The sequence below is a fragment of the Bosea sp. NBC_00550 genome (genome assembly GCF_026020075.1).
GTDB lineage: Bacteria > Pseudomonadota > Alphaproteobacteria > Rhizobiales > Beijerinckiaceae > Allobosea.
In genome coordinates this window covers 4,259,599-4,277,568 of record NZ_CP102772.1, presented here as the reverse complement: position 1 = coordinate 4,277,568, position 17,970 = coordinate 4,259,599, and the positions used below count along the sequence as shown (strand labels likewise).

The following is a 17,970-nucleotide window of genomic DNA, read 5'->3' as shown; positions in this document are numbered from 1 at the left end:
CCTCACGGCCAGTCCTCCACCATCGCCGCGCGCGTCTCCTCGACGCCGACCTGCCAGAGCTTCAGCATCTCCTCGTCCGGCCGCTGGTAGAGACCGTGGAAGTTGCCGTCGCCGAGGATTTCGCGCCGCTTCGCCGGGGCTGCGGCCTGATATTGAGCCGGATTGAAGGGCGGCTTCGCCGTATCGGGCATCGCGACGCCAGCAAGGCGCGTCCAGGGGAAGTTCTCCATCCAGGATGCGTGGGAGGCGGCCGGATCGACCGCCTTGACCGCCGCCTGAAACTGCGGCGCCGCCCACCAGTTGTGCACCCGCACGCTCGCGTCCGGATGCTGACCGAGCCATTCGGTCGCGAAATTCAGCGCCGGCGAGTTGCCACCGTGGCCATTGACCAGCACGATCCGGCGAAAACCCGAGCGATAGAACCCATCGAAGAGATCGCCGAGCAGCGCCGTATAGGTGCTCAGCCTGAGCGAGATGCTGCCTGGAAAATCGAGGAAGCTGGGCGTCATGCCATAGGCCAGAACCGGGAAGACGGGGATGCCGAGCGGTTCGGCCGCCTCCAGCGCCACCCGCTCGGACAGGATCACGTCGGTCGCGAGGCTGAGATAGGCGTGCTGCTCGACGCTGCCGAGCGGCAGAACGCAACGGTCGTCACGCCGAGCCTGGGCCTCGATCTGCATCCAGTTCAAATCGGCGACACGCACGGCGCAATCCTTGCTTCGTTCGTTCAAGCGGTAGAGAGTCGGAGCAAGCGATCCCGCGTCGCTGCGGCGAGCCAGGAAACCTTGCGGCCAGAGGCCGAAGCCATCCTTGACTCTGGCATTCGAGAGCGTCAAGTTCCATTTGGAACTAAATTGACCGGGGGATATTTCCCATGCCGCGCTCGCCCACCTCTCTTTCGCGTGTCGACCCGGAGCGCGAGGCCGCGTTCGCCGAGCTCGATCCCCTGACCGTGACGAAGCTCTGGGACAATCCCTGCTGGCTCTCCTTCCGGCTGAACTTCGTCGCCTTCCGCTTCAACGATCCGGTCTATCGCTGGATCGAGACCCGCTATGGCCTGGTGCGCCCGGAATTCGTCGCGCTCTATGCCGTCGGATTGCGGGAGGGCGTCGCGGCCAAGAACATCGTGGCCTCCTCTGGCCTGCCGAAGAACACGCTGTCGCGCGCCGTGCAGAAGCTGCTGCAGAGGCGGCTGCTCAAGCGTGAATCCGATCCGAAGGATCTGCGGAGCTACGTGCTTCACCTCACGGCCGCTGGCCGCAAGATCTTCGACGAGACCATGCCGCTGATGGTGCAGCACCAGAGCACGATGCTCTCCGGCCTCAGCGAGGACGAGCAGCAACAGCTTTGCATGCTGATGGACAAGCTCGTCATCGCCTCTCCTGCATGGCCCAACGAACTCGAACAAGAGGGGACCTCATCATGAAGCTGGCCCGCACCTTCCGCCTCGCGGCCTTCGCCGCCCTGCTCGGCGCCACCGTCTCCACCGGAGCGCTCGCCCAGACGTTGACGATCGGCGTGCGCGCCGGGCCGGAATCGATCGACCCGCATTTCACCGCGACCGGCACCCATGCCGAAGCGCTGAAGCATGTCTTCGACACGTTGACCTGGTCCGGCGACCAGCTGCAGATCGAGCCGCGCCTCGCGCTGAGCTGGAAGACGATCGAGCCGACGGTGTGGGAGTTCAAGCTGCGCCCGGGCGTCAAGTTCCATGACGGCTCGGACTTCACCGCCGAGGACGTGAAATTCTCGATCGAGCGCATCCCGGTCGTCGCCGGGCCGAACCCGACGACGATCTATGTCCGCCGCGTCAAGGAGGTGAAGATCGTCGATCCGCTGACCGTCCATATCGTCACGGACGGGCCGGCTCCGAACCTGCCCAACGACTTCATCCGGCTCTTCATCGTCTCGCACAAGGCCGCCGCCGGCCTGACCAAGGACAATGCCAACGAGGCGTTCAACTCCGGCAAGGCGGCTGTTGGAACCGGCCCCTACAAATTCGTCTCCTGGACGCCGAAGGACCAGATGGTTCTGGATCGTTTCGACGGCTACTGGGGCCCAAAGGAGCCCTGGGCCAAGGTCGTGCGCAAGGAGCTGCCGAACGACGCCGCCCGCGTCGCGCAGCTCAAGGCCGGCCAGGTCGACATCATCGTGCGCGCGCCGGCCTCCGACGTGCCGACGCTGAAGCGCGACGCCAAGCTCAACGTCGCCACGGTCGAGAGCGTCTATCTTTTCAACATGGAGCTCGACATGCGGGACAAGTCCCCGCAGATCAGCGCCAAGGACGGCTCGGCCCTGCCCAAGAACCCCCTGCAGGACGTGAAGGTCCGCGAGGCGATCGACATCGCCATCGACCGGCCGGCGCTGGCCGAGATCGCGATGGAGGGCCTCGGTTCGCCGGCGAACCAGCTGGTGACGCCGACCATCGCCGGTTTCAACAAGAGCCTGCCGGCAACAAACCCCGACATCGCCAAGGCGAAGAAGCTGATGGAGGAGGCCGGTTACCCCAACGGCTTCAAGATCACCTTCTCCTTCACCAATGACCGCCTGCCCGGGGACCGGCAGGTCGGCACCTCGATCGCGCAGATGCTGGCGCGCATCGGCGTCGAGGTGAACGCCAATGCCCAGCCGGGCGCCGTGTTCTTCCCGGCCCGCCTGCGCGGCGACTTCTCGATGTCGATGTCCGGCTGGGGCACCCTGACGGGCGAGGCGAACTACACCCTCTCCTCGCTGGTGCATTCCAACGATCCGGCCAAGAAGCTCGGCGCCTTCAACGTCCAGAACTACGCCAATCCCCAGGTCGACAAGCTGATCGAGGACGCCGGCATCGAGATGGACGAGGCCAAGCGCAACCAGATGCTGTCCGATGTCGCGGCGATCGTCGCCAAGGACCGGCCGCGCCTGCCGATCACCGCCGTCGGCTCGGCCTGGGCGATGCAGAAGGACAAGGTGACGATCAGCCCGCGCGTCGACGAGGACACGCTGGCGATGGACATCAAGCCCGCCAAGAAGTAACGCGACCGCCTTCGCGTCATGGTCGGGCCTGTCCCGACCATCCACGTCTTCGCTTGATGACCAGGTTCGGTGTTCAAGACGTGGATGCTCGCCACAAGGGCGAGCATGACGGACGGCCCGCCTCGCAAACGACCACCGATCGGAACAATCATATGACCCTCGCGCTAGCCATCCATGGCGGCTGCGGCACGCTGCCGAAGATCGAGATGACCGAGGCCGAATGGGCCCAGGCCCGCGCCGACCTCGCCTCCGCGCTGCGGGCCGGCTGGGCGATCCTGGTCAAGGGCGGGGCTGCGGTCGATGCCGTCGAGGCTGCGGTGCGGGTGATGGAGAATTCACCGCATTTCAATGCCGGCCATGGCTCCGCCTTCAACACCGATGGCGAGCACGAGCTCGACGCCTCGATCATGGACGGGGCGACGCTGGCCGCCGGCGCGATCTGCGCCGCCAAGCGCATTCGCAATCCCATCACAGCCGCCAAGGCGCTGATGCTGCGCGGCGACCCGCTTTTGCTGGCCGGCCCGGCGGCCGACGACTTCGCCGAGCATGAAGGCATCGACACCGTCGAGAACGAGCATTTCTCGACCGAGCGACGTCGCAAGAACCTCGCCTCGATGAAGATCCGCGAGATCGTCGGCACGGCCGCCGAGGCGAGCGAGGCGGAGAAGCACGGCACGGTCGGCGCCGTGGCCTGCGATGCGCAAGGGCATCTGGCCGCCGCGACCTCGACCGGGGGCTACACCAACAAGCCGGCCGGGCGCGTCGGCGATTCCCCGATCATCGGCGCCGGCACCTATGCGCGCGACGGCCGCTGCGCCGTCTCGGGCACCGGCAAGGGCGAGTACTTCATGCGCTACTGCGTCGGACATGAGATCGCATCGCTGATCGCCTATAAGGGCCTCTCGCTCGAGGCGGCGACGCAGGCCATGCTCGCCGAGCTTTCCGAGCACAAGATCGGCGCCGGGCTCGTCGCGGTCGGTGCGGACGGCACGGTCGTTGCGCCCTACAACACCGCAGGCATGTATCGGGGATGGGTGACCCCGGACGGGCTGATCCATGTCGCCACCCACGGCGATGTCGAGATGGCCGGGCAGGCGTGAGGCGGCCGGCATGAGCGAACCGATCCTGATCTGGGGCGCGGGAGCCATCGGCGGCACGCTCGGCGCCTATTGGGCGCGCGCCGGGGTGCCCGTGCTGCTGGTCGACATCGTCGCGGAGCATGTCGAAGCCTGCCGGACCAACGGCCTCGCCGTCTCCGGCCCGGTCGAGGAATTCACGCAGGTCGTTCCGGCCGCGACGCCGACCGAGCTGACCGGCCGCTACAGCCGCATCGTTCTCGCGGTGAAGGCCGGAGCCACTGAGGCGGCGCTCGCGGCTCTGGTTCCGCATCTGGCCGAGGATGGCTTCGTCCTCTCCGCCCAGAACGGACTCAACGAGCTCGCCATCGCCAAGGCGGTCGGCGAGCGGCGCACCATGGGCTGCTTCGTCAATTTCGGCGCGGACTGGCTCGGGCCGGGCGAGATTCTCTACGGCAATCGCGGCGCCGTGGTCGTGGGCGAACTGGACGGCTCGATCAGCGAACGCGCGGCCGAGATGCACCGCTTGCTCAAGCTCGTCGAGCCCGACGCGATCCTGACCGATAACATCTTCGGCTATCTCTGGGGCAAGCTCGCCTATGGTGCGATGCTGTTCGCCACGGCCCTGACCGACGATTCGATGTCGGCGAACTTCGCCGATCCCGAGCGCCTGCCGGTCTGGCTCGCGCTCGGCCGCGAGGTCGGGGCAGTGGCGGCCAAGCGTGGCGTGACCTCGCTCGGCTTCGGCGCGTTCGACCCGATGGTCTTCGCGCCCGGCAAGCCGGAGGGGCCGCAGATCGAGACGATCCGCTGGCTTGCCGATTACACCTCGCAGACGGCGAAGACCCATTCCGGCATCTGGCGCGACCTTGCCGTACGCAAGCGCAGGACCGAGGTCGATCCGCAGATCGGCGTCATCGCGAACCTCGGCCGCGAGGTCGGCACCGCGACGCCGGCGCTGGAAACGCTGGTCGCCCTCGTTCACGACATCGAGGAAGGCCGCCGTCCAATGGCCTTCGAGACGCTGAAGGTATTGATCGACCGATGCAGATTCGCTTCGACGGCCGCGTAGCCCTCGTCACCGGCGCGGCGCAGGGAATCGGGCGCGCCATTGCGGCCGCGCTGGCGGAAGCCGGTGCCCGCGTCCATCTCGCCGATATCGATGCTGCCGGCGTGAAGGCGGCGGCGCAGGAGATCAATGCGACCGGTCATGCCGCCGATCTCGGCTCGGCCGAAGCGGCGCAGGCTCTGATCCGCGACATCGTCGGCGCCGATGGCCGGCTCGACCTCCTGGTCCATGCGGCCGGCGGTGTGCGCGGGCAGGTCGGCCGGGCGATCGAGGACATTTCCGAAGGGGATTGGCGGGTGATCTTCGCCGCCAATGTCGATGCCGCCTTCTTCCTGGCGCAAGCGGCGGCGCCGGTGATGAAGCAAGCCGGCTATGGCCGGATCGTCACCATCTCGTCGGGCGCGGGATTGCGGCCGAGCCTCACCGGCATCCAGGCCTATGCCAGCGCCAAGCACGCGCTGGTCGGGCTGACCAGGCAGCTCGCCTGGGAATTCGGTCCGCACGGCATCACCGTGAATTCGGTCGCGCCGGGCTTCGTGCGCTCCAACCCCGCGACCGAGCGGCAATGGCAGAGCTACGGAGCGGAAGGTCAGAAGCGCCTCGTCGAGAGCATCCACACCCGCCGCCTCGGCACGCCGGAGGACATCGCCAATGCGGCGCTGTTCTTCCTGAGCGAGCAGGCCGGCTGGATCAGCGGGCAGGTGCTGTCCGTGGATGGCGGGCGCTCGTAGAGGCGGCTGACTTTCCCGGACCCGCGCCGTCATCCCGGACAAGCGGCGAAGCCGCGTAGATCCGGGATCCATCCCAGAGCGACGAGCCTTACGATGGATCCCGGGGCAAGCCCGGGATGACGGCGTGCTTCCTCGGGAAATCGGCAGAGTCTAGCCGCAATCCATCTTGTCGGCCGGCTGCTCGGCGCCGACCATCCAGTTCGTCCCGAACCGGTCGACCAGCATGCCGAAGCGCGGCGACCAGAAAGTCTCGGCGAGCGGCATGGTGATCTTGGCGCCGCCCTCGGACAATCCGGCGAAGATGCGCTCCGCTTCCTCCGGCGTCTTCACGCCGACGCTGACCGAAACCGAACGCATCGGGCCGTCGCTGCGGTCCGGCGGGGCATCGGAGGCCATCAGCATCTGCCCCTCGATCTCGAGGCAGGCGTGCAGGATCTTGTCGCGCCATTCGGGTGAGACATGCTCCTCGGCCGGGGTGCCCTTGTGATCCATCATCGCTTGGATCTTGCCGCCGAGCACCTTCTCGTAATGGGTGAAGGCTTCGCGGCAATTGCCGTCGAACAGCAGATAGGTCGAGAGTTTCATCGCATTTCCTCCTGGTTGTGATCTGAAGGCGATCAGATCTTGCGGCGGTAATCGGCGGACATGAACTCGGTCCACTGGCCGTCCGGGCCGAGGGCGCGCGAGGTCAGGGTGCGGTGATCGGGCGACAGGAAGGTGATGACGTCCTGATACTTCGCCATCGAGCCGTCACCGGCCATGCTCGGCCCTTCCGTATCGAGGACCAGCGACTTGCCGTCGGTGGCGAGCGCTCCGTCATAGTGCCAGATCATCGACATCATCGAGGCGATGAAGCTGCCGACGAAGCGGCCCTTCGCCGGGTCGAAGCCGAGCGTCATCAGGCTGGTGACGGGGGAGCCATCCGGACACGCGCCCTGCCCCTCGCCGAGGGTCCAGAGCCCGCCGAGCGAGCGCACGCTTTCCGTGCCCTGCGTGGTGCTGGGCGGCTGGCCCGGCTCCATCGAGGCCGTCATCTCCGCGGTCCAGTCACCGACGAGCTGTTGCAGCCACTCATGTTCCTTCCGCACTTCGACCTGCATGGGCCGTCTCCTCTCCCTTGGGTGTTTTTCTGATTGAGGTTGTTCAGGCCGAACGCTCGGCGGCGGCCTTCATCGCAGCCAGGCCGGTTTCAAAGTCGCCGCCGACCATGCGGTCCATATCCATGAAGACATGCATGATCTTGCCCATGAACGGCGTCGGGCCGGTCATCGTCCAGGTCACGGTCTTCCCCGGTCCTTGCGGCGCGAGGGCGAAGACCACGTCGTTATGGGCTTCGAACGGCTTGAGGAAATCGAGCTTGAGCCCGAGATGGCCCGGCGCCTTGGCCTCGACGATGCGCATGCTGCCCTCGCCGACATTCTTGTCGCCGGCCCAGGCATAGGTCGCGCCGACGCCGGTTTCAGAGCCACCATAGGTGCGCTTCATCGCCGGGTCCTTCTTCTCCCAGGGCGACCAGGCACCCCAGGCCTTGAAGTCGGCGATCAGCGGATAGACGCGCTCCGGCGGTGCATTGATCGTGACCGTGCGCGTCACCTGGAAGGTGTCGGGCTTGCGGGCGGCCAGGATCAGCACGACGGCGATACCGACCACGACGACGCCGGACAGGCTGAGAAGAACAGTCTTGAGCATGATGGGAAACCTCACGGGCTGATTTCAAAGGCTTTGGCGTCAAACGCCCTGCTTATCGGGTGGTTTCACCTTGATCTCGCGAAGGACCTCGTCCAGCCGGCTCAGGCTCTGGTCCCAGAAACGGCTGTAATGCTCCAGCCATTCCGAAACGTCCTGAAGCGGGCCGGGGTCGAGCCGGCAGGGTCGCCACTGGGCTTCCCGCCCCCGCGTGATCAGCCCGGCCCGCTCCAGCACCTTCAGATGCTTGGAGACGGCCGGAAGGCTCATCGCGAAGGGCTCGGCCAGTTCCTTCACCGAGCTTTCGCCTTGCGACAGCCTTGCCAGGATGGCGCGGCGCGTCGGGTCGGCGAGAGCGGCGAAGGTCAGGCTGAGCGGGTCCGTCGACATCGTATGAAACCCGTCAGTTAATTAACTGATCGGTTTAGTATCGTCATGCCTTCAGCCTGTCAAGCGTCTTCAGGAACAGATTGGCCTCGGCTACCGCCGATTGCTGTCAGGAGCGGAGACGCGGCCGAGCCTCTTCGTTTCGGCGCATTTTCTTCACGCGAACTGGTGTCCCCTTCGCTTGAAAATGCTCTAGAACCGGAAATGAAGGAGGATCGATCCACCCATGAGCTTCGAGACCGCAGCGACCCCAGAAGCCGCCATCGACCGGCTCGAGCAGCTCTATGACGAGGCCCGCTCGGCGCTGCGCGCCGATCTGCAGCGCTTCTTCGATACCGGCGAGGCGCCGACACCGGAGGATCGGCAGCGCTATCGTTACCCCCTGCTACGCGTCACCTACGAGCCGTCGAAGCTGCCGACCGCGACGCGGCGCGGCTATGCGAAATTCGCGGCGCCCGGCATCTATTCGACCACGGTGACGCAGCCCGGCGAATTCAGGGCCTATCTGCTCGATCAGCTCAGGCCGCTCGTCGCGGAATATGGCGCGACGATCGAAACCGGCATCAGCACGCAGGAAATCCCCTATCCCTACGCGCTGGAAGGCGGCGACGAATTGGGGCGCGGGAAGATCACCGCCGCCGAGCTCGCGCGCTATTTTCCGACGCCGCTGCTCTCGCTGGTCGGCGACGAGATCGCCGATGGGACCTATGACCTGATCGATGGCGAACCGCGCCCGCTCTCGCTGTTCGACGCCGTCAGGGTCGATTATTCGCTGCGGCGCCTGATGCACTATACGGGTACCGACTGGCGGGCCGTGCAGCCCTGGGTGCTGCTGACCAACTACCATCGCTATGTCGATCAGTTCGTCCGGCTCGGCATCGCCGAGATCGAGGCCGGCACCGCCGAGGCGCTGATCGCGCCGGGCGGCATCCGCATCGACCGCGACGGCGTCGATGTCTCGGCGGCCGAGCGCGTGATGTCGGCGCCCTGGCACCGCTTCCAGATGCCGGCCTATCACCTGATCCGGAAGACCGGCGAGGGCGTGACGCTGGTGAATATCGGCGTCGGCCCCTCGAACGCGAAGAACATCACCGACCATCTCGCGGTGCTCAGGCCCAATTGCTGGCTGATGGTCGGCCATTGCGGCGGCCTGCGCCAGACGCAGATCATCGGCGACTACGTGCTGGCCCATGCCTATCTCCGGCAGGACCACATCCTCGACCAATTGGTGCCGCCGGAAATCCCGATCCCGGCGCTGGCGGAAGTGCAGGTCGCGCTACAGCAGGCTGCCGCCGAGATTACCGGCGAGAAGGGCGACCGGCTGAAGCAGCGCCTGCGCACCGGCACCGTGGTGACGCAGGACGACCGCAACTGGGAACTGCAATGGACCAAGGAGCGGCGGCGCATCAACCTGTCGCGCGCCATCGCGGTCGACATGGAATCCGGCACCATCGCCGCCCAGGGCTACCGGCTGCGCGTTCCCTACGGCACGCTGCTCTGTGTCTCCGACAAGCCGCTGCATGGCGAGATCAAGCTGCCCGGCGCCGCCAATGCCTTCTACGAGCGGGCCGTGGGCGAGCATCTGCGCATCGGGCTCGCGGCACTGGAGAAGCTGAAGGAGGCCGGCTCGACCATCCATTCGCGCAAGCTCAGGAGCTTCGACGAGCCGCCGTTCCGGTAAAGGGGCTCGTCATGCTCGGGCTCGACCCGGGCATCTCAGGACGAAGAGGCGCTCTATTCTGCATGAGATTCTCGGGTCGAAGCTGCGTTTCGCCCGAGAATGACGGCATGGCCGCGCCCGAAAATAATCCTCAGCCGAACACCCCGTAAGCGACCAGGGCCGCGATCACCCAGAGCGCGGCCGTACCCCAGCGATTGCGCCGGGCTTCGGCACGCCCGATCGCCTCGACGCTGCGCTCGTCCAGCGAGAAGCCGTGGCGCGAGGCGTCCTCGAGCTGGCCGAGCACGCGCTCGGCGCGGCCGATCGTATCGGGCAAGGCGGCGAGCGAACCCAGCAGCGAGCGGGCGCCGCGCCCGACCTCCTCCAGCCGGCCGATCGGCCCGAGATTATGGGTGATCCAGTCGCGCACGACCGGATCGGCCGTGCCCCACATGTCGAGATGCGGATCGAGCGAGCGGGCCACGCCCTCGACCACCACCATGGTCTTCTGCAGCATGACGAGCTCGGTGCGGGTCGCCATGTCGAACATGCCGGTGATCTCGAAGAGCAGGGTCAGGACCTTGGCCATCGAGATCTGGTCAGCGCGCTTGTCATGGATCGGCTCACCGACGGCGCGGATCGCCTGCGCGAAATCCTCGACGTCGTGATGGGCCGGCACGTAGCCGGCCTCGAAATGCACCTGCGCCACGCGGCGATAATCGCGGGTGATGAAGCCGAGCAGGATTTCGGCGAGGAAGCGCCGCTCCTTCAGGCCGAGCCTGCCCATGATGCCGCCATCGACCGCAACGAGTCGGCCTTCAGCATCGACGAACAGGTTCCCCGGATGCATGTCGGCATGGAAGAAGCCGTCGCGGATCGCATGCTTCAGGAAGGACTGGATGATGTTGCGGGCAAGCTCCGGCAGGTCGTGGCCAGCGGCGCGCAAGCCCTCGACATCCGAGAGACGCACGCCGTCGATCCACTCGTCGACCAGCATCTCGCGGGCCGTCAGCTGCCAGTCCGGCTCAGGCACGCGGAAATCGGTGTCTGCCTTGGTATTCTCGGCGAATTCGGAGAGGGCGGCGGCCTCGAGCCGCAGATCCATCTCCATGGCGACCGAGCGGGCCAGCGTCTCGACCACGCCGGTGAAGCGCAGGCGCCGGGCCTCGGCCGAGCGCATCTCGGCCATTTCGGCGCCGAAGCGCATCGCGGCGAGATCGCGGTTGAAGCGGTCGCGAATGCCCGGCCTCAGGATCTTCACCGCGACCTCGCGCCCGTCCTTCAGGCGCGCACGGTGGACCTGCGCGATCGAGGCGGCGGCGACCGGCTCGCTGAATTCCGGGAACAGCGTCTCCAGCGGAACGCCATGCGCGGCCTCGACGATGGCGCGCGCCTGCGCCATCGGAAAGGCCGGCATCCGGTCCTGCAGGGCCGAAAGGTCCTGCGCGATCCTCATGCCGACGACATCAGGCCGCGTCGCCAGGAACTGGCCGAACTTGACGTAGGAGGGCCCGAGCCGGGTCAGCGCCGCGGCAAGCCGCGTCGCAGAGGAACCGGCCCCGCGCCGCTCGATCAACCGGCCGACACGGATCAGCCCGCGCGCCAGAGGCGGCAGGACGGACGGGTCGACCAGCCCCAACGCGCCCTCGCGCGCCAGCACGAAGCCGACGCGGGCACCGCGAGCGAGATGGAAGAGGGAGGAGATCATCGGCAGGCCGTATGGTGCATCACAGCTTCCAGCCGGAATGCAGCGCCACGACACCGCCCGTCATGGCCGTGAACTTCGCCCGGCGGAATCCGGCATCCTCGATCATGCCGGCGAAGGCCTGCGGCTTCGGGAACTTGCGGATCGATTCGACGAGATACCGATAGGGCTCGGCATCGCCGGTGACGAGCCGGCCCATCGGCGGGATCAGGTTGAAGGAGTAGGCCTCGTAGACCTTGTCGAGCAGCGGCACGTCGACATGGCTGAATTCGAGGCAGAGGAAGCGCCCGCCGCGCTTCAGCACGCGGTAGGCCTCGGCCAGCGCCCTGTCGATGCGCGGCACGTTGCGGATGCCGAAGGCGATCGTATAGCAATCGAAATGATTGTCCGGCAGGCCGAGTTCCTCGGCATTGCCCTGGACGAAGCGGATGCGGTCATCCTCCGGAAAACGCTTGCCGGCGCGCTCGCGCCCGACGCGGAGCATGTCGGCATTGATGTCGAGGACGGTGACGTCGGTTTGGGGGCCACCCGCCTCGAGCACGGAAAAGGCGACATCGCCCGTGCCGCCGGCGACATCGAGATGATGGAAGGGCCGGTCCTTCTGCGGATTGATCGCGGTGAGCAGCGCGCTCTTCCAGGCGCGGTGCAACCCCGCCGACATCATGTCGTTCATCAGGTCGTAGCGGTCCGCGACCTTGTGAAAGACGTCGTCGACCTTGGCCTGCTTCTCGGCGATCTTCACCGTCTCGAAGCCGAAATGGGTGGTGTCCTCGCGTCCGGTATTCTGGGCTGCTGTCACGGTCGGGCCGGCCTTGTGCAAATCTGTCTTGTTTTCGCCTGAGCCGATGAATAGCCAAAGGCAGCGGGCTTGTCGCGGCCCGTCTCGACGCAGGCTTTACAAGAGAGTTCAGGGATGCCCGAGCTACCCGAGGTCGAAACCGTCCGGCGCGGGCTGGAGCCCGCCATGCTGGGCGAGCGCTTCGCCCGCATCGAGCAGCGCCGGCCGGATCTGCGCTTTCCCTTGCCCGAGCGGTTCTCCGAGCGCCTGACCGGGCGGCGGATCGAGGCGCTCTCGCGGCGGGCCAAATATCTGATCGCCGATCTCGACGACGGCCAGGCGCTGATCATGCATCTCGGCATGAGCGGGCGTTTCATCGTCGAAGCGCCCGGCACGAAGCCGACCGAGCCCGGCTCCTACTACAATGAGATCGGCCGGCACCTGATCCACGACCATGTCGTGTTCGAGATGGGGTCTGGCGCGCGCGTCACCTATAACGACGTGCGCCGTTTCGGCTTCATGGACCTGGTGCCACGCGCCGAGCTTGCGACGTCCAAACACTTCGCGGGCATGGGCATCGAGCCGCTCGGCAACGAATTGTCGGGCGAAACGCTGGCGAAACTCTTCGCAGGCAAGTTCGCGCCCTTGAAGGCCGCGCTGCTCGACCAGCGGCTCGTGGCGGGCCTCGGCAACATCTATGTCTGCGAGGCGCTGTTCCGCGCCGGGCTTCACCCGGAGGCCGAGGCGGGAACGCTGGCGACCCCGACCGGCCGGCCGCGCGAGAAGGCGCACGAGCTAGCCCGCATCATCCGCGAGGTGCTGGAGGAGGCGGTCGCGGCAGGCGGCTCGACCTTGCGCGATTTCGCCCATGCCGACGGCTCGCTCGGCTATTTCCAGCACCGCTTCCGGGTCTATGACCGCGAGGGCGAGACCTGCGTCACGCCGGGCTGCGGTAAGCCGGTGAAGCGGCTGGTGCAGTCGGGCCGCTCGACGTTTTATTGCGAGAGCTGCCAGCCGCGGCGCTGACGCCTGCTCGGCAGTGCGAGTGTGATGCCGCGAATGCGCGGATGCGCGTTGCGCGCATGGACTTCCCGCCTTGGCGCCCGCTAAAGCTGACGCAACAGCATCATCCGGGGAGGCCGTCATGGCTTATGAGACCATTCTCGTCGAGACGAAGGGCAAGGTCGGGCTCATCACCCTCAATCGCCCGCAGGCGCTGAACGCGCTGAACGGCCAGCTCATCGACGAGATCAACACGGCGCTGGACGGCTTCGAGAGGGATGCCGGCATCGGCTGCATCGTTCTCACCGGCTCGGAGAAGGCCTTCGCCGCCGGCGCCGACATCAAGGAGATGCAGGGCCGCACCTTCCCCGGGACCTATCTCGACGACAGGTTCGTGCCCTGGGACCGCATCGGCCAGCGGAACAAGCCGATCATCGCGGCGGTGGCGGGCTTCGCGCTCGGCGGCGGCTGCGAGCTCGCCATGATGTGCGATTTCATCATCGCCGCCGATAACGCGAAATTCGGCCAGCCCGAGATCAATCTCGGCGTCATCCCCGGCGCCGGCGGCACGCAGCGCCTGACCAGGGCCATCGGCAAGGCCAAGGCCATGGATCTCTGCCTCACCGGGCGGCTCATGGATGTCCAGGAGGCCGAGCGTGCCGGGCTCGTCGCGCGGATCGTGCCGCTCGCCGACCTGCTGACGGAGACGCTGAAGGCAGCCGACGCCATCGCCGCGAAGTCGCTGCCCTCGGTGCTGATGGCGAAGGAGACGGTCAACCGCGCCTTCGAGGTGACGCTGAACGAGGGGCTGCGCTTCGAGCGCCGCGTCTTCTCCGCGCTTTTCGCCACCGCCGACCAGAAGGAGGGCATGTCCGCGTTCATCGAAAAGCGGAAGCCGGATTTCAAGAACGCCTGACGCGAGCTCCCGCATCCCGCGCGACCGATTACTCCCACGCATGGCCGGGGCGTCGATCTTTGTCTTGAACCCGGCCTGCGCCTGCTGACACGATGCGCCCTCATCAGCAGGACAACGATCATGACCGCCGCAGCCCACATCGCCGCCCCCGAGGGCCTGACACTCCCGACCTATGCCGATGTCGAGCGCGCCGCCGAGCGCCTGAAGGGCGTGGCGCATCACACCCCGGCGCTGAGCTCAGCCACGGCCAACCGGCGGACGGGTGCGAGCCTCGTCTTCAAGGCCGAGAACCTGCAGCGGATGGGCGCCTTCAAGTTCCGCGGGGGCTACAATGCCATCTCCGCCCTGTCGCCGGCGCAGAAGAAGGCGGGCGTGCTGACCTTCTCGTCCGGCAACCATGCCCAGGCCATCGCCTATGCCGGCAAGCTGCTGGGGGTGCCGACCACCATCATCATGCCCGAGGATGCGCCGAAGGCGAAGGTCGAGGCGACGCAGGGCTATGGCGGCGAGATCGTCCGCTACGACCGCTACACCCAGGACCGGCTGGTGATCGGCGACCGGATCGCCGCCGAGCGCGGGCTGACGCTGATTCCGCCTTATGACCATGCCGAGGTTATCGCCGGCCAGGGCACGGCGACCAAGGAGCTGATCGAGGATGCCGGCCCCTTCGACATGCTCTTCGTCTGCCTCGGCGGCGGCGGGCTGCTCGCGGGCGCGGCGCTGGCGGCCAAGGCGCTCAACCCCGACTGCCGCATCTTCGGCGTCGAGCCGGAGGCCGGCAATGACGGCCAGCAGTCGCTGCGCTCCGGCAAGATCGTCAAGATCGGCGTGCCCAAGACCATTGCGGACGGGGCACAGACCGCCTTCCTCGGCGAGCTCACCTTCCCGATCATCCAGGCGCTGGTCGAGGACATCGTCACCGTCAGCGACGCCGAGCTCGTCGATACCATGCGCTTCTTCGCCGAGCGGATGAAGCTCGTGGTCGAGCCGACCGGCTGCCTTGCCTCGGCGGCCGTGCTCACCGGCAAGGTGCCGGTCGAGGGCAAGCGCGTCGGCATCATCATCAGCGGCGGCAATGTCGATCTGGCGAGCTTCGCCCGCTTCATCGCACCCTCCGCCTGATGGAAGCGGCGCGCACCCGATTCCGGCGTTGACGAGGGACGCGCAAGCGATTATAGCCACCCAACTCGCGACGGCCCGCGCAAGCTCGGCCGCCGCTCACGTTTTTCCAGCAAGGTAGCGGCCAGGCCCGCCGGCAATAATGCCAGGCGTCCGGCAGCGATGAAGACGAGGACGTTTCGATGGCCAATACGACGTCGGCCAAGAAGGCTGCACGCAAGATCGTGCGGCGCACCGAGGTCAACAAGGGGCGCCGCTCGCGGATGCGCACCTTCCTGCGCAAGGTCGAGGAGGCGATCGCCTCCGGCGACAAGTCCGCCGCCGCCGAGGCTCTCAAGGCTGCCCAGCCGGAGATCATGCGGGCCGCGCAGAAGGGCGTCGTTCACAAGAACACCGCCTCGCGCAAGGTTTCCCGCCTCGCTCATCGCGTCGGCGCGCTGGCTTCCTGAAGCCGACAATTCGATCGTTTCGACGGCGAAAAGCCCGGCCTCATGGCCGGGCTTTTTCGTTGGCTCACATCCCTTCTGTGGCGACTCAGCCACAGGCTTCGAGCGAAGAAAAAAAACGCTCCCGCAAGGCATTTCCGCAAGCTTTCCACGCCTTTGCAGACTTGACTCTCGGGCACGCTTCAGGGCCCGAAACCGGGCCTGACGCCGCTTCCTGCCGCTCACAAAAAGACCTGATTTATCATCATCTTAGCGGGCAAAGCATTTTGGGCAGCGGAATCGCGACGACTCTGCGGCAGCCTTTCCCGGGCACCCGAAAAAAAAGATTCGGGAAAACCAGGAGGCCGAGCATGAAGAAAATCTTAAGTTCCCCAACCAATTGCAGGTTCCCGCCATCACTCCGCAACGCCCCCTCGCGGTGAGACTCTCCGAAGCCGGCTGAAAGGGATGTTGCAGCCCGTCGAGAGCGCCTTGTAAGGTCCCTTCATCGCCGGGCGGACAGAAATGACCGCCGCGGGATTTCCAGAGATGACAAGCGTTTTTGGCTCGCGACCATGGAGGTTGGAGGATGTAGCTCTTTGTCTTTCAGTGTTGAGATGAAGGGCGGCATCGTCTCTCGGCGAGCCTTCCAAGCGTAAATCGATAGAGCGGGATCGGAACCGGACGGGCGCCATGCCTCCGTCGGGCTCGAAACCCTTTTGACCGGACAACAGCGCCGGGAAGGTGTCCGCCATGCGGTCGCCACCCCAAGGTGCGTGCATTTCAAAGAATGGGGCCATTGATGTTCGAGCGGCAAGAATTCCTGGAGACGGTCGAGACGGCGTCGGTGGTGGTGACGATCGCGGCGGAGGAAACCGCAGGGGTTCAGCTGGAAGAGGTTTCGGTTCAGGAAGCCTGGGAGCGCGTCCGCCGGCGCCTGCGCGCCGAGCTCGGCGAGGACGTGTTCTCGAGCTGGTTCGGACGGCTCGAGCTCGCCGGCATCGTCGAGGGCGTGGCCTATCTCACCGTCCCCACCCGCTTCCTGAAAAGCTGGCTCGAGGCGCATTACGCCGAGCGCCTGCGGGTGAACTGCATAGCCGAGCTTCCGGCGCCGAACGGCGTGCTGCTCTCGGTGCGCCAGGTCTCGCGCGACGCATCCATCCCGGCACGGCCTGACGCCATGCCGCGCAGCCGGCCCACGCCCGCCGCTGCCGTTCTCGTGGAAACCGGCAAGGCCGCAGCTGCCGCCCCCCAAGCTTGTGAAGCCGACCTCGTCGATGCCTGCGGCACCGCTCTCGACAAGCGCATGAGCTTCTTGAGCTTCGTCGTCGGCAAATCGAACCAGCTCGCCTTCGCCGCGGCCGAACGCATCGCCGCCGCCCCGGCGGGCCAGAGCCCCTACAACCCGCTCTATCTCCATGCCGGCGTCGGCCTGGGCAAGACGCATCTGCTGCAGGCGATCGCGCAGGAGGCGCGTCGCCAGGGCAAGCGCGTCGCCTATTTCACCGCCGACCGCTTCATGTACGGCTTCGTCGCAGCGCTGAAATCGCAGACGGCGCTCGCCTTCAAGGAGAAGCTGCGCGGCATCGACCTGCTCGTCGTCGACGACGTGCAGTTCATCCAGGGCAAGTCGATCCAGCAGGAGTTCGGCCACACGATCAACGCGCTGATCGATGCCGGCAAGCAGATCGTCGTCGCCGGCGACCGTCTCGCCGGTGAGCTCGAAGCTCTCGACGAGCGCATCCGCTCGCGGCTCGGCGGCGGTCTCGTCGTCGAGGTCGGCGAGCTCGACGAGGTGCTGCGCGCCAAGATCCTGGGCACCCGGATGGAAGCGCTGCAGACCGCCCATCCGAACTTCCAGGTCAGCCCTGACGTCGTGGCCTATGTCGCCCGCGTCGTGACGACCAACGGCCGCGACCTCGACGGTGCCGCCAACCGGCTGCTCGCCCATGCGACGCTGTCGGGCCAGCTCGTGACGCTGGAGACGGCGGAAGCCGCGATCCGCGATCTCGTGCGGACGCGCGAGCCGCGTCGCGTCAAGATCGAGGACATCCAGAAGCTCGTCGCGACCCGCTACAATGTCAGCCGCGCCGACATCCTCTCGGAGCGCCGCACGGCCGCCGTGGTGAAGCCGCGACAGATCGCGATGTATCTCTCCAAGGCGCTGACGCCGCGCTCGCTGCCCGAGATCGGACGCCGCTTCGGCGGGCGCGATCACACCACCGTGCTGCACGCCGTGCGCAAGATCGAGAAGGCGATCAGCGAGGATCGCTCGCTGCATGAAGAGGTCGATCTGCTGAAGCGCATGCTGCAGGAGTGAGCCGGCGCGACCGGCCTGCGCCCGCCCCGTCAAATGGCTGTGGTTGCCGGGACGCACGGCTCTTGCGCGCCCGGCTGCCGT

At 66.6% G+C, this 17,970-nt stretch carries 18 protein-coding genes; 11 read left to right on the top strand and 7 right to left on the bottom strand.

What is annotated here, in order from left to right; all coding sequences use genetic code 11:
• Positions 1-2 precede the first annotated feature (2 nt).
• A complete protein-coding gene (locus NWE53_RS20580) occupies positions 3-704 on the bottom strand; it encodes a creatininase family protein (protein WP_265051213.1) in 702 nt (233 codons plus the stop codon).
• A gap of 170 nt (positions 705-874) precedes the next feature.
• Here NWE53_RS20580 and NWE53_RS20575 point away from each other — a divergent pair, with 170 nt between their 5' ends.
• From NWE53_RS20575 to NWE53_RS20555, 5 genes are all read left to right on the top strand, one after another.
• Entirely contained in the window at positions 875-1,426 is a 552-nt protein-coding gene (locus tag NWE53_RS20575; RefSeq protein WP_265051212.1) for a MarR family winged helix-turn-helix transcriptional regulator, read from the top strand.
• Complete coding sequence (locus NWE53_RS20570) at positions 1,423-3,015, top strand: ABC transporter substrate-binding protein (RefSeq protein ID WP_265051211.1); 1,593 nt, start codon at positions 1,423-1,425, stop codon at positions 3,013-3,015. The genes NWE53_RS20575 and NWE53_RS20570 overlap by 4 nt, the downstream gene beginning before the upstream one ends.
• Positions 3,016-3,167: 152 nt before the next feature.
• Entirely contained in the window at positions 3,168-4,115 is a 948-nt protein-coding gene (locus NWE53_RS20565; RefSeq protein ID WP_265051210.1) for an isoaspartyl peptidase/L-asparaginase family protein, read from the top strand.
• A gap of 10 nt (positions 4,116-4,125) precedes the next feature.
• Positions 4,126-5,163, top strand: coding sequence for a ketopantoate reductase family protein (locus NWE53_RS20560; protein WP_265051209.1), 1,038 nt, complete (start codon positions 4,126-4,128; stop codon positions 5,161-5,163).
• Complete coding sequence (locus NWE53_RS20555) at positions 5,136-5,891, top strand: SDR family NAD(P)-dependent oxidoreductase (RefSeq protein WP_265051208.1); 756 nt, start codon at positions 5,136-5,138, stop codon at positions 5,889-5,891. Before NWE53_RS20560 ends, NWE53_RS20555 begins: the two co-directional genes overlap by 28 nt.
• A 150-nt stretch (positions 5,892-6,041) precedes the next feature.
• Here NWE53_RS20555 and NWE53_RS20550 read toward each other — a convergent pair whose 3' ends face one another.
• Genes NWE53_RS20550 through NWE53_RS20535 form a run of 4 tightly spaced genes read right to left on the bottom strand, consistent with a single transcriptional unit; the run spans position 6,042 to position 7,967 of the window.
• Positions 6,042-6,476: a VOC family protein gene (locus NWE53_RS20550; protein WP_265051207.1), complete on the bottom strand. Its 435-nt coding sequence runs from the start codon at positions 6,474-6,476 to the stop codon at positions 6,042-6,044.
• A gap of 32 nt (positions 6,477-6,508) precedes the next feature.
• A complete protein-coding gene (locus tag NWE53_RS20545) occupies positions 6,509-6,991 on the bottom strand; it encodes a DUF1579 domain-containing protein (protein WP_265051206.1) in 483 nt (160 codons plus the stop codon).
• Between the two features lie 43 nt (positions 6,992-7,034).
• Positions 7,035-7,580 carry an SRPBCC family protein gene (locus NWE53_RS20540; protein ID WP_265051205.1) on the bottom strand — a complete coding sequence of 182 codons (546 nt, stop codon included), beginning with the start codon at positions 7,578-7,580 and terminating at the stop codon, positions 7,035-7,037.
• Positions 7,581-7,619: 39 nt separating this feature from the next.
• Positions 7,620-7,967 (bottom strand): ArsR/SmtB family transcription factor, encoded by a 348-nt coding sequence (locus NWE53_RS20535; protein ID WP_265051204.1) that lies wholly within the window; start codon positions 7,965-7,967, stop codon positions 7,620-7,622.
• A 223-nt stretch (positions 7,968-8,190) separates the two neighbouring features.
• Between NWE53_RS20535 and NWE53_RS20530 the strand changes: the two genes are divergently transcribed.
• A complete protein-coding gene (locus tag NWE53_RS20530) occupies positions 8,191-9,645 on the top strand; it encodes an AMP nucleosidase (RefSeq protein ID WP_265051203.1) in 1,455 nt (484 codons plus the stop codon).
• 130 nt (positions 9,646-9,775) lie between these two features.
• On the opposite strand, the gene ubiB is transcribed toward NWE53_RS20530, so the two are convergent.
• On the bottom strand, positions 9,776-11,332 hold the full coding sequence (ubiB, locus tag NWE53_RS20525; RefSeq protein WP_265051202.1) for a 2-polyprenylphenol 6-hydroxylase: 1,557 nt from the start codon (positions 11,330-11,332) through the stop codon (positions 9,776-9,778).
• A gap of 19 nt (positions 11,333-11,351) precedes the next feature.
• Positions 11,352-12,128 (bottom strand): bifunctional demethylmenaquinone methyltransferase/2-methoxy-6-polyprenyl-1,4-benzoquinol methylase UbiE, encoded by a 777-nt coding sequence (gene ubiE / locus NWE53_RS20520; protein WP_265051201.1) that lies wholly within the window; start codon positions 12,126-12,128, stop codon positions 11,352-11,354.
• 114 nt (positions 12,129-12,242) lie between these two features.
• Here ubiE and mutM point away from each other — a divergent pair, with 114 nt between their 5' ends.
• The 5 genes from mutM to dnaA all read left to right on the top strand — a co-directional run bounded on the left by mutM (position 12,243) and on the right by dnaA (position 17,889).
• Complete coding sequence (mutM, locus tag NWE53_RS20515; protein WP_265051200.1) at positions 12,243-13,133, top strand: bifunctional DNA-formamidopyrimidine glycosylase/DNA-(apurinic or apyrimidinic site) lyase; 891 nt, start codon at positions 12,243-12,245, stop codon at positions 13,131-13,133.
• A gap of 118 nt (positions 13,134-13,251) precedes the next feature.
• Positions 13,252-14,025, top strand: coding sequence for an enoyl-CoA hydratase (locus NWE53_RS20510; RefSeq protein WP_265051199.1), 774 nt, complete (start codon positions 13,252-13,254; stop codon positions 14,023-14,025).
• Positions 14,026-14,145: 120 nt separating this feature from the next.
• Complete coding sequence (locus NWE53_RS20505) at positions 14,146-15,147, top strand: threo-3-hydroxy-L-aspartate ammonia-lyase (RefSeq protein ID WP_265051198.1); 1,002 nt, start codon at positions 14,146-14,148, stop codon at positions 15,145-15,147.
• 179 nt (positions 15,148-15,326) lie between these two features.
• Entirely contained in the window at positions 15,327-15,593 is a 267-nt protein-coding gene (gene rpsT / locus NWE53_RS20500; protein ID WP_265051197.1) for a 30S ribosomal protein S20, read from the top strand.
• A 778-nt stretch (positions 15,594-16,371) separates the two neighbouring features.
• Positions 16,372-17,889 (top strand): chromosomal replication initiator protein DnaA, encoded by a 1,518-nt coding sequence (gene dnaA, locus NWE53_RS20495; protein WP_265051196.1) that lies wholly within the window; start codon positions 16,372-16,374, stop codon positions 17,887-17,889.
• Positions 17,890-17,970: the final 81 nt, after the last annotated feature.